Here is a 10,341-nt window from a genome sequence, read left to right as displayed (position 1 = left end):
CAAATTCGTCCACCACCAGCGCAATGTGATTTCGGTTCAAACGAAAATCCCGCAGCAGGACGTTCAAGCGCTTGCTTTCCGGAATAAAAACGGCCGGGCGCAACATGTCTTTCAAGGTAATGTCGGAACGCGACTGAAACTGAAGCAGGTCTTTGGCCATCAAAACGCCAATGATGTTGTCACGGTCCCCCTCGTAGACGGGGAAGCGCGAATGTGCTTTGGCCACAGCGAAGGCGAGGATTTCAGACACGGGCGCCGCCACATTGATGAGATCCATTTGAGCGCGAGGAATCATGATGTCTTGTGCGGCCAGCTCGCTCACTTGCATCACACCTTCGATCATCGACAGGGCTTCTGCATCAAGCAGTTGACGTTCGTGGGCTTGCTGGAGCACCTCGAGCAATTGTTCACGGTCTTCAGGTTCGCGAAGGAGCAATGATGACAGTCGCTCCAAAAGCCCCCGCTCACGTTTGGCGGAGGCGTGCGACGGGCTGGGGTCGGACATGGACGAGGAACATCCCTTACACAACAATAACCCGCCTAGAATACCCGAAAACCGTGACGGAAATCAGTCTTGAAGCGGCACACGCCCGCGCAGAGAATGCGGGAACGCCTCAGTGATTTGAAGCTCAACCAGTTGACCCACCATGCGCGGATGGCCAGCAAAGTTCACAACGCGATTGTTCTCTGTGCGACCCTGCAGCTCCTCGGGGTTTTTCTTGGAGGGGCCTTCCACCAAGACCTTTTGATAGCTACCCACCATGGATTGGCTGATTCGGGCTGCGTTGTCTTCGATGGTTTTTTGCAAACGCGCCAGGCGAGCCAACTTGGTGGCCTGATCGGTGTTGTCCTCCAGATCCGCTGCAGGGGTGCCCGGGCGCGGGCTGTACACAAAGGAAAAGGAGGTATCAAAACCCACGGAGTTGATTAAATCCATGGTTTTCTCGAAATCGGCCTCAGTTTCACCCGGGAAGCCCACAATGAAGTCCGACGACATGGACAAATTGGGTCGGATTTCCCGCAGTTTGCGGATGATGGATTTGTATTCCAGCGCCGTGTAACCGCGCTTCATGGCGGCAAGCACCCGGTCGGAGCCAGCCTGGACCGGCAAATGAAGATGGTCAACCAACTTGGGCAATTTGGCGTAGGCTTGAATAAGCCTGGGGGTGAACTCCTTGGGATGCGAGGTGGTAAAGCGAATACGCTCTACGCCGGGAATTTCATGAACATACTCCAACAGCAATGCGAAGTCAGCCAGTTCGTCGCTGTCGCCCATTTTGCCCCTGTAGGCGTTCACATTTTGACCCAGCAAATTGATTTCTTTCACCCCTTGGTCGGCCAGGTCAGCCACCTCGGTGAGCACATCATCAAACGGGCGGGAGATTTCTTCGCCACGCGTGTAGGGCACCACACAAAAACTGCAGTATTTGCTGCAACCTTCCATGATGGACACAAATGCGGTCGCCCCTGTGGTTTTGGGCACAGGCAGATTGTCGAATTTCTCGATCTCTGGAAAAGAAATGTCAACCTGCGCTTTTTGGGTGGCCCGCTTTTGCTCGATCAGTTTGGGCAAGCGGTGTAAAGTTTGAGGGCCAAAAACCACATCGACATAAGGCGCCCGCTGCACAATGGCCTGACCTTCCTGACTGGCCACACAACCGCCCACGCCAATGATTAAGTTGGGGTTGGACTGCTTGAGATGCTTGACACGCCCCAGGTCACTAAACACTTTTTCTTGTGCCTTTTCGCGCACAGAGCAGGTGTTGAAAAGAATCACATCGGCTTCTTCCGGGTTATTGGTGCGCTCCAGGCCCTCGGACTGACCAAGAACATCGGCCATTTTGTCCGAGTCGTACTCGTTCATTTGGCAGCCAAAGGTTTTAATGAAAAGCTTTTTTTTGCTGGACATGGTGAGCCTGAAAAAGACCCCATGTTGAGAGCAGACCACCACAAGCGCTGGCTCGCTGCAACACGGGGACGTTGTAATTCGTTGCGTGTTGGCCCGGATTTTACTCGGACTCCTTGCTAAAATGAAGCTTGCTTTGAAAAATCAAAGGATTGGTTCGTAGTAATGCCAAATTTTCCTGCACCACCGAAGTTTTCAATTCCGTCTTTAGATGCCGTGCTTGGCGAACTGGATCGTGCCCTGAAAACCCTGGCCGCCACGCCGGTGGCCCAGCGCGAGAACCCCGCCGGGCGACTCGCCGACCACCCGGAACTCAATGATGCTGAGCGGCAAAGGGTGATTGGCTTGATGCGTGTGAACCATGTGGGAGAAATTTGCGCGCAGGCTTTGTACCAGGCCCAAGCCCTTGCCAGCAACAACCCAAGCAAAAAAGAATTGTTCCGGCACGCCGCCATTGAAGAAGCCGACCATTTGGCATGGACGCAGGAACGCCTGAATGCCCTGGGCGCCCGACCGAGCCTTTTGAACCCACTTTGGTATGGCGGCGCCTTTGCCTTGGGTTATTTGGCTGGACAAATGGGCGACAAGGTGAGCCTGGGATTCATGGCAGAAACCGAAAAGCAGGTGGAACGCCATTTAAATGACCATTTGAGCAGGCTGCCGAGTTCAGATCTGCACTCGCGAGCCATTTTGGAACAAATGAAACAAGACGAGATTGAACACGGCCAAACCGCCAAAGACCATGGCGGGGCCGAGTTACCGGTGCCAGTCAAATTGGCAATGACCGCAATGAGCAAGGTGATGACCACCTTGGCTCAAAAAATTTAGTCTTCGATGATTTCGTGAGTGAACACCAACTCGGCGGTTTTGCCCAGCATGGCCGAGGCAGAGCAATACTTTTCGTGCGAGAGCTTAATGGCCCTGTCCACCAAATTTGGTTTTAACCCGCGACCAATCACCTGAAAGTGGAAGTTTATTTTTGTGAACACTTTGGGTGCTTCTTCGGCCCGCTCGGAGGTTAACTTCACCTTGCAGTGACGCACATCTTGGCCGCTTTTTCGAAGAATGAGCACCACATCGTAAGCCGTGCACGCACCTGTGCCAGCCAATACCACCTCCATCGGGCGAGGAGCTAGGTTGTTGCCCCCGCCATCGGGTGCCCCATCCATACATAACATGTGTCCACTGCCTGTGGTGGCCACGAAACTCATACCCGGCAAGCCCGACCAACTGACCTCTACATCCATGTGTTTGCTCTCCTGAAGCTGTTTGCTTGGACAAAGAAATATTGTGCTATGCACAACATTTTTGCCTTTCGTTACCTAAAAACCACGTCATTGTGCCAAAAATTTATTAGAAATAACCCTCAAGTCACTTCTTTAATTTACAACCTATTGATTTATTGAGATTATTTTACAACAACCTACATCCGATGAAGAAATTGACTTTTTCGGACAACCGGAAAACCCTCTTGCGCCGCAACAGGAAAATCAATAAAATTTGAAATGTAGTCACCGATTGATTCGTTTGTCGAACGCTTGAACCCGACAAACTGGAGTTAACGGTGCAAAGTTGTCTCCTCCACCCTCCTCCTTTGGTGGATTAAACCCAAGCACTTCGGTGCTTGGGTTTTTTTTATTCACAAAGCCGAAAATTGTAACCCAAAGCCAAAAAGTTTGCTAAAATCGCGGGTTACCTGTTGGGAGAGCCTTCCCACTAGAGGAAGGAAACAGGTTCTTGACATCACTTTTTAAGGAACGACCATGAAAACCTTTTCAGCGAAGCCTCATGAGGTTCAACGCGACTGGTTTGTGATCGACGCAGACAACAAAGTTTTGGGACGGGTAGCCAGTGAAGTTGCACGTCGCCTGCGCGGTAAACACAAGCCTGAATTTACACCCCACGTGGACACTGGCGATTTTATCGTCGTGGTGAACGCCGCCAAACTGCGCGTCACCGGCACCAAGGGCTTGAACAAAAAGTATTTCCGCCACTCGGGTTACCCCGGCGGTATTTACGAAACAAACTTTGACAAGATGCAAGAACGCTTCCCAGGCCGCGCCCTGGAAAAAGCCGTGAAAGGCATGTTGCCCAAGGGCCCGCTGGGCTACGCGATGATCAAAAAACTGAAGATCTACGCCGACGCTGAGCACCCGCATTCCGCCCAACAACCCAAGCCACTAGAGATCTGAGGTAGAGCATGATTGGTGAATACAATTACGGAACCGGTCGCCGCAAAAGCTCTGTGGCACGCGTGTTCATTAAAAAAGGCAGTGGTCAGTTTGTAATCAACGGCAAACCCCTGACCGAATACTTTGCCCGCGAAACTGGCCAGATGGTTGCTCGTCAACCGCTGGTGTTGACGGCCAACGAAGAAACCTTTGACATCATGGTAAACGTGCGTGGTGGCGGTGAAACAGGCCAGGCTGGCGCAGTTCGCCACGGCCTGACACGCGCCCTGATCGACTACGACGCAGAACTGAAACCCACCCTGTCCAAAGCAGGTTTGGTGACTCGCGATGCCCGTGAAGTTGAACGTAAAAAAGTGGGTCTGCGTGGCGCGCGTCGTCGCAAGCAGTTCTCCAAGCGTTAATTGCCCGAACTGGTTGCTTGTTCAGCCAACCCAGCAACCCTCCCTGCTGGGTTACAATCGAAAGCCGCACCGATGTGCGGCTTTTTTTCTGTCTGTTGATTAGGACCCCCGCCCATGATTAAGGTAGGTATTGTTGGTGGCACAGGCTACACCGGCTCTGAACTTCTTCGTTTGCTGGCATTGCACCCCCAGGTGGAATTGCAAGCCATCACATCACGCGGCGAAGTGGGCCAGGCCGTGGCCGATATGTTTCCCGCGCTGCGTGGCCGGGTAAATATCGCTTTTTCTGAGCCCAGTTTTGAATCCTTGAAAGATTGCGACGTGGTGTTTTTTGCCACACCCCACGGCGTGGCCATGGCGCAATCGGCCGAGTTGGTGAATGCCGGCATTCGGGTGGTCGACCTGGGGGCCGACTTCCGCCTAAAAAACACAGTCGAATTTGAAAAGTGGTATGGCATGCCGCACTCTGAGCCTGCTTTGCTAGATCAAGCCTGCTACGGCCTGGTCGAAGCAGCTCGCAACGAGCTGAAAAACGCGAAATTGGTCGGCTTGGCGGGCTGCTACCCTACGGCAGTGCAACTGGCGCTGAAACCTCTGTTGACCCAAGGCATGCCACTGATTGACGAGTCCAGTATTGTTGCAGACTGCAAATCTGGAGTTTCAGGTGCAGGCAGAAAAGCTGCAGTCAGTTCGCTATTCTCAGAAGCCAGCGAAAATTTTAAAGCTTATGGCGTTAGCGGGCACCGACACTTGCCGGAAATTGAACAGGGCTTACAGATGATGTCTGGGCGAAAAACCAGCATTACCTTCACCCCTCACTTGGTGCCCATGGTGCGTGGCATTTTGGCAACCGTGTATGTGCAACTGAACGAAGCGGGTCAAAAACTGGACATCCAAGACCTGTACGAGAAACACTACGCAGATGAGTATTTTGTTGATGTGATGCCAAAGGGCTCGATGCCCGAAACCAAGCATGTGCGTGGCTCGAACTTTGCACGAATTGCTCTGCACCGTCCTCAAGGCCGCAACACCATGGTGATACTGGCAGTGATTGACAACCTGGTCAAAGGGGCTGCTGGTCAGGCGGTGCAGGCCATGAACGTCATGTTCGACTTGCCCGAGCACATGGGTCTTGAGCAACTGCCTTTGGCACCATAAGCAGGGCCTACCGCTTTGAATCCAAAACGAATGCACCACTCGCGACGAACCTTCTTACCGGAGGTTAGGAGGTCGTCGCGCCTTGCCTTTGCATACGGTTTGCTGCTGGGGCTGCTGGTGCTGTTTGCCACGTTGGCCTATGCCATGTGGGGCCCCACCGACAATCCGGTGCAGCGGGCGCTGTCCACCCCAGAGATATCGGACATGGCAGAGACCATACTACGCCTGCAAAGCGAAAGCGATGCATTGCGTGAAGAGGTGGCACGCACCAACGAATTGGTGAAGCTCGACCAGGAGGCACGCGGTAAGCTAAACCTGCTGATCACCAACCTGGAAGCTGAAAATGCAAAGCTTAAAGAAGATCTCGCCTTTTTCGAAGGGTTTATTCCGGGCAGCCTTCAGGGGGCGATTTCATTGAAGCGTTTGCAGGTCTCCAAAGACACCGTGCCAGGGCAATACCGCTATAAAGCACTCGTGATTCAAGGTAGTCAACGCCCTGAAGTGACGCTGGACGTGCAAGTGCTGATCAAAGTCTTGAACAAAGAGACACCGGATGTCATAGTCCTACCAAATGCAGAAAATGCGAACGATCCGAAGTTCAGGATCAAACTTACCCGGTTTTCCCGCGTGTCGGGCACCTTTTCAATTCCGGAAAACAGCCGCCCTGTGAGCGTGGAACTGCGAATTCTGGAAGCCGGGGCCATTCGAGCGCAATCAACAATACGACTTTAAGGGGTTCAGGAGATGTTTTCTAAAAAGGACAAACGCTTGTTGCCGATCCAGAGCCTGGTGGGCTCGGACATGACAATCAAGGGCGACCTGCGTTTTAAGGGTGGCCTGCGCATTGATGGCGAAGTAGACGGCAATGTGGTGGCCGAAGAAGGCAGCAAGTCTTTGCTGGTGATTTCCGAGACCGGTAAGGTGCGCGGAAGCGTACGTGTGGGCCATGTGGTGGTCAGCGGGGCCATTGAAGGTCCGATCGAGGCCAGCGAGCTTCTGGAGCTGCACCCTTCCGCGAACGTCTCAGGTGACGTAAGATATAAGGCGTTGGAGATGCACCCAGGCGCCGTTGTAGACGGTACACTGCATCACGAACAACTTGATGCAGCCCCCAAGGCGCTGGCCTTGGCCTCCAGCAAGTAGACACTCATTTAAGTAGGTAGAACAGCATGGAAGTAAGCACCGAATCCCCAAGCGTACTGGTTTTTACAGACGCCGCCGCCGCCAAAGTGCGAGACCTCATTGAAGAGGAAGGCAACCCGAACCTGAAGCTGCGCGTGTTCGTGCAGGGTGGCGGTTGCTCCGGCTTTCAGTACGGCTTCACATTCGACGAGGATGTGAATGAAGACGACACGACGCTCGACAAAGGCGGTGTCACCCTGTTGATTGACTCCATGAGCTTTCAGTACCTGACAGGTGCTGAGATTGACTACAAAGAGGATATCAATGGCGCGCAATTCGTGATCAAGAATCCAAACGCCACCACCACCTGTGGCTGCGGCTCGTCTTTCTCTGTTTGAGTACGCAAAACCCCAAAGGCCCACCCTCGGGTGGGCTTTTTTATTTGCCAAATCCGCCTGACCTTGTCTCCCCTTCTGCTTTTTCCAGATTTTGCCATCATTGCACTGGGCTATTTGCTGCGCCGGTTCTGGCTGGCACCCACAGCATGGGTAACCATCGAAAAGCTGGTGTATTTTGTCTTATTCCCCTGCCTGCTGTTTTTTTCGGTGGTGTCCAGCCCCGTTGATTTGGGCGCTGCGGGTGGTTTTGCGTTGGGGGCGCCTTTCTTAATAGGCTGCGCCTTTGTGTTGGGGCTGGCCGCCAAACCCTTCAGTTCGATGGGGCGGGTGGATTTTGCTTCGGGCCTGCAAACCGCGTATCGATTCAATTCATACATCGGTCTGGCCCTGGCGAGCCGACTGGGAGGCCAATCCGCCGTGGCCAATCTGGCGGTGCTGCTCGCCTTGGGGGTGCCACTTTGCAATGTATTGGCGGTGGGCAGCATGAGCAAAGGCGGCCGCCTGGCGGCCTTTCTGGACATCGCCAAAAACCCCTTGATTGTTGGCACTGGCTTGGGCATCGCCTGCAAATTGGCTGGCATTCAAGTGCCCGAGCCCGCCTTGCTCACACTCGAACGATTGGCTCAAGCCGCAGTGTCCTTGGGACTATTGGCAGTTGGCGCAGGCTTGGTTTTCTCCGGCTTGAAGGGCCATGGGCTGGCCTCTGTGTGGTGGTTGAGCATCAAGTTGCTGGCCTGCCCGGCGCTTGCGGTGCTGTACGCAAACTGGGCAGGCTTGCCCGAATTGCAAGCCCAAGTGCTTCTGGTGTTTGCTGCCATTCCATCGGCCTCCAGTGCCTATATTCTGGCTGCCCGCATGGGGGGCAATGCGCCCTTGGTGGCTTGCCTGATTTCGCTGTCTACCGTGGGTGCGGCATTCACCCTGCCGCTGGTGTTTGCCCTGGCCCGGTAAGCAAGCTCAGGGTTTTAATTGATCAATGTGCTGAAGTAACCAGGGCTGAACCTGCTGTATCCAGTTGGGCTGCAGTGGGTCAACCACCTGCTTGCCCGGCGTGGAACGCAGCCAGGTCAATTGGCGCTTGGCCAGTTGGCGGGTGGCAGCCACTCCCTTTTGAATCATGGTGCCATGGTCATATTGGCCATGCAGGTGCTCCCACACCTGACGATAGCCCACGCAGCGCATCGATGGCATATTGGACGACAGCACGTAACGATGCTTCAACTCCACCACCTCCTCCACCAAGCCGTCCTCCAGCATGGTTAAAAACCGCTCTTCAATGCGACGGTGCAAGGCCGCGCGGTCAGATGGCTCAATGGACAAAATGGGCAGGCTGGCGCGTTGTTGGGGATCGCGCTGCAAAAAACCTGAAAAGGGCTGCCCCGTGAGCAAACACACCTCCAAAGCCCTTTGAATGCGCTGCGAATCATTGGGTTTTAACCGCTGGGCAGTCACCGGGTCGAGGGCCTGTAAACGACGGTGCATGGCTGGCCAACCCGAAGCCAGCGCTTCCATTTCAAGGGTGAGGCGAAGTTGAGGATCGGCAGGGGGCAGGTTGTCCATGCCAGCCACCAAGGCATTGAAATACATCATGGTGCCGCCCAAAATGACAGGCACTTTGCCGCGGGACCGGATGTCCTGTACCAGCGATGTGCAATGGTTCAAGAAGTCTGCTGCGCTGAAGGTGTCTGACGGGGAAATGACATCGATTAGATGGTGGGGCACCATGGCAAGCTCTGCTGCGCTGGGCTTGGCCGTGCCGATATTCATGTCTCGAAAAACCAGTGCAGAGTCCAGACTGATGATTTCGATGGGCATGCCCTGCTCTGCCATCCACACCCCAAGCGCCGACTTGCCCGAGGCGGTGGGCCCCAAGACGGCCAAAGCTGGAATGCGATTGGGTTCGGTTGGTTTCAAGATCACTGACCCCTTAAAAACCATTTATCCATTTCGCCCAGAGTAAAAAAACGCCACGTTGGACGACCATGGTTGCATTGGTCAGAGCGCTCCGTTTGCTCCATGGCGCGTAGCAGGGCGTTCATTTCGGGAATGCTGAGCTTGCGATTGGCGCGAACCGCTGTGTGACAAGCCAAACCTGCCAACCATTCGTTGCGCTGGCGTTCCAGCACATGCGTTGCGCCAAAACGATGCATGTCTTCGAGCCAAGCTTGCAACAGAGAGGAAAGGTCTTGCCCAGCCAACACGGTTGGCACAGCACGCACTGCGATTTCTTGAGGCGACAACAGGCTGAGCCGAAAACCCAAACGCTCCCAAACAGCTCGACCCGCCTCGACCTCGCTGGACAGACGGGGATCGATTTGCACCAACAGCGGGACCAAAAGCTCCTGAGAAGACACTTTTTCTTGTTGATCCAGCACGCGCTTGAACTGCTCGTAGAGCACCCGCTCGTGGGCCGCATGCATGTCGACGACCACCATGCCATCGGAACGCAAAGCGAGGATGTAGATGCCATGCACTTGGGCCAATGCTTGACCAAGATATTCTTCGCCGCGCAATTCCGATTGCTCAACTGGCAGAGCTGGATTGGCCATGGGCCGCGGCGTTGGAGGAACAGCCGGAGCTTGCCAGCTTTGCAAGGCTGATGGGCTGCGGGCAGTGTCCAAGGGCTGGTAAGCGGCGATGTAATCGGCCAGTTCTTCTCGCGCGAAGGGCAAAGCGGCTGTTTTGGGCTGCGCGGCTGGGTAGGCTGTCGGGCTTGCACTCTGCGTTGAACGCCAGGCGGGCGAGACAGACAGGGGGGCATCTGGAGCGGCCTCGTGATTTACCGAAGCTTGTGCGACATACGGGCCCGACTGAAGAGCCCGCGAAGTGGCCAAGGCCTGCGAAATACACTGCCGAATCCATTGATGAACGCCGCGAGCATTTCTAAACCGAACTTCAGTTTTGGCGGGGTGAACATTCACATCCACCTCGGCAGGCGGCAGCTTCAAAAAAAGAACAAAGGCCGGAAATTTGTCCCCATGCAGCACGTCTTCATAAGCAGAGCGCACGGCGTGGCCGATGAGCTTGTCTTTTACAAACCGCCCATTGACGTAAAAATACTGCATGTCGGCCTTGCCGCGTGCCGCGTCGGGCAGGCCAATCGCACCATGCAAATGCATGGTGTCCGTTTGGTATTCAATGGGTTTGGACGCACCATCGGCCAA

At 54.5% G+C, this 10,341-nt stretch carries 13 protein-coding genes; 8 read left to right on the top strand and 5 right to left on the bottom strand.

Translation table 11 applies throughout. The features are described 5' to 3' along the window. Both ACEQU8_RS01010 and miaB read right to left on the bottom strand, forming a co-directional pair. Positions 1-505, bottom strand: a 505-nt coding sequence (locus ACEQU8_RS01010; protein ID WP_370260842.1) for a CBS domain-containing protein, incomplete at its 3' end; no start/stop codon positions are given. Positions 506-568: 63 nt separating this feature from the next. Next, on the bottom strand, positions 569-1,909 hold the full coding sequence (gene miaB, locus ACEQU8_RS01005) for a tRNA (N6-isopentenyl adenosine(37)-C2)-methylthiotransferase MiaB (RefSeq protein WP_370260840.1): 1,341 nt from the start codon (positions 1,907-1,909) through the stop codon (positions 569-571). 162 nt (positions 1,910-2,071) lie between these two features. On the opposite strand from miaB, the gene coq7 reads away from it, so the two are divergent. Further along, positions 2,072-2,734, top strand: a complete 663-nt coding sequence (gene coq7 / locus ACEQU8_RS01000) for a 2-polyprenyl-3-methyl-6-methoxy-1,4-benzoquinone monooxygenase (RefSeq protein ID WP_370260839.1) — start codon at positions 2,072-2,074, stop codon at positions 2,732-2,734. Here coq7 and ACEQU8_RS00995 read toward each other — a convergent pair. Next, entirely contained in the window at positions 2,731-3,153 is a 423-nt protein-coding gene (locus ACEQU8_RS00995; protein WP_370260838.1) for an OsmC family protein, read from the bottom strand. The two genes, coq7 and ACEQU8_RS00995, sit on opposite strands and share 4 nt — an antisense overlap. A gap of 516 nt (positions 3,154-3,669) precedes the next feature. Between ACEQU8_RS00995 and rplM the strand changes: the two genes are divergently transcribed. The 7 genes from rplM (at position 3,670) to ACEQU8_RS00960 (ending at position 8,128) form a co-directional block, all read left to right on the top strand. Further along, positions 3,670-4,098 (top strand): 50S ribosomal protein L13, encoded by a 429-nt coding sequence (rplM, locus tag ACEQU8_RS00990; RefSeq protein ID WP_370260836.1) that lies wholly within the window; start codon positions 3,670-3,672, stop codon positions 4,096-4,098. A gap of 8 nt (positions 4,099-4,106) precedes the next feature. Then, positions 4,107-4,499, top strand: a complete 393-nt coding sequence (rpsI, locus tag ACEQU8_RS00985; protein ID WP_370260834.1) for a 30S ribosomal protein S9 — start codon at positions 4,107-4,109, stop codon at positions 4,497-4,499. A gap of 114 nt (positions 4,500-4,613) precedes the next feature. After that, entirely contained in the window at positions 4,614-5,657 is a 1,044-nt protein-coding gene (gene argC, locus ACEQU8_RS00980; protein ID WP_370260833.1) for an N-acetyl-gamma-glutamyl-phosphate reductase, read from the top strand. Between the two features lie 99 nt (positions 5,658-5,756). Continuing rightward, positions 5,757-6,389 carry a DUF6776 family protein gene (locus ACEQU8_RS00975; RefSeq protein ID WP_370260831.1) on the top strand — a complete coding sequence of 211 codons (633 nt, stop codon included), beginning with the start codon at positions 5,757-5,759 and terminating at the stop codon, positions 6,387-6,389. 12 nt (positions 6,390-6,401) lie between these two features. Further along, positions 6,402-6,800: a polymer-forming cytoskeletal protein gene (locus ACEQU8_RS00970; protein ID WP_370260830.1), complete on the top strand. Its 399-nt coding sequence runs from the start codon at positions 6,402-6,404 to the stop codon at positions 6,798-6,800. A gap of 26 nt (positions 6,801-6,826) precedes the next feature. Continuing rightward, entirely contained in the window at positions 6,827-7,177 is a 351-nt protein-coding gene (gene erpA, locus ACEQU8_RS00965) for an iron-sulfur cluster insertion protein ErpA (protein ID WP_370260828.1), read from the top strand. Positions 7,178-7,240: 63 nt separating this feature from the next. Continuing rightward, entirely contained in the window at positions 7,241-8,128 is an 888-nt protein-coding gene (locus ACEQU8_RS00960; protein ID WP_370260827.1) for an AEC family transporter, read from the top strand. A gap of 6 nt (positions 8,129-8,134) precedes the next feature. Here ACEQU8_RS00960 and miaA read toward each other — a convergent pair whose 3' ends face one another. Further along, positions 8,135-9,091: a tRNA (adenosine(37)-N6)-dimethylallyltransferase MiaA gene (gene miaA, locus ACEQU8_RS00955; RefSeq protein WP_370260826.1), complete on the bottom strand. Its 957-nt coding sequence runs from the start codon at positions 9,089-9,091 to the stop codon at positions 8,135-8,137. A gap of 2 nt (positions 9,092-9,093) precedes the next feature. Further along, on the bottom strand, positions 9,094-10,341 hold a 1,248-nt coding region (mutL, locus tag ACEQU8_RS00950), incomplete at its 5' end, for a DNA mismatch repair endonuclease MutL (RefSeq protein ID WP_370260825.1).

Origin of the sequence: Limnobacter sp. (genome assembly GCF_964228395.1) — a bacterium.
Classification (GTDB): Bacteria; Pseudomonadota; Gammaproteobacteria; order Burkholderiales; family Burkholderiaceae_B; genus Limnobacter.
Note: the sequence above shows the minus strand (reverse complement) of the source record. Positions and strands in the feature narration are given on the sequence as shown.

Bases quoted from the DNA above. Each gene is read 5' to 3' on its own strand.
- miaB (WP_370260840.1), bottom strand. From the start codon at position 1,909: ATGTCCAGCAAAAAAAAGCTTTTCATTAAAACCTTTGGCTGCCAAATG.
- coq7 (WP_370260839.1), top strand. From the start codon at position 2,072: ATGCCAAATTTTCCTGCACCACCGAAGTTTTCAATTCCGTCTTTAGAT.
- ACEQU8_RS00995 (WP_370260838.1), bottom strand. From the start codon at position 3,153: ATGGATGTAGAGGTCAGTTGGTCGGGCTTGCCGGGTATGAGTTTCGTG.
- rplM (WP_370260836.1), top strand. From the start codon at position 3,670: ATGAAAACCTTTTCAGCGAAGCCTCATGAGGTTCAACGCGACTGGTTT.
- rpsI (WP_370260834.1), top strand. From the start codon at position 4,107: ATGATTGGTGAATACAATTACGGAACCGGTCGCCGCAAAAGCTCTGTG.
- argC (WP_370260833.1), top strand. From the start codon at position 4,614: ATGATTAAGGTAGGTATTGTTGGTGGCACAGGCTACACCGGCTCTGAA.
- ACEQU8_RS00970 (WP_370260830.1), top strand. From the start codon at position 6,402: ATGTTTTCTAAAAAGGACAAACGCTTGTTGCCGATCCAGAGCCTGGTG.
- erpA (WP_370260828.1), top strand. From the start codon at position 6,827: ATGGAAGTAAGCACCGAATCCCCAAGCGTACTGGTTTTTACAGACGCC.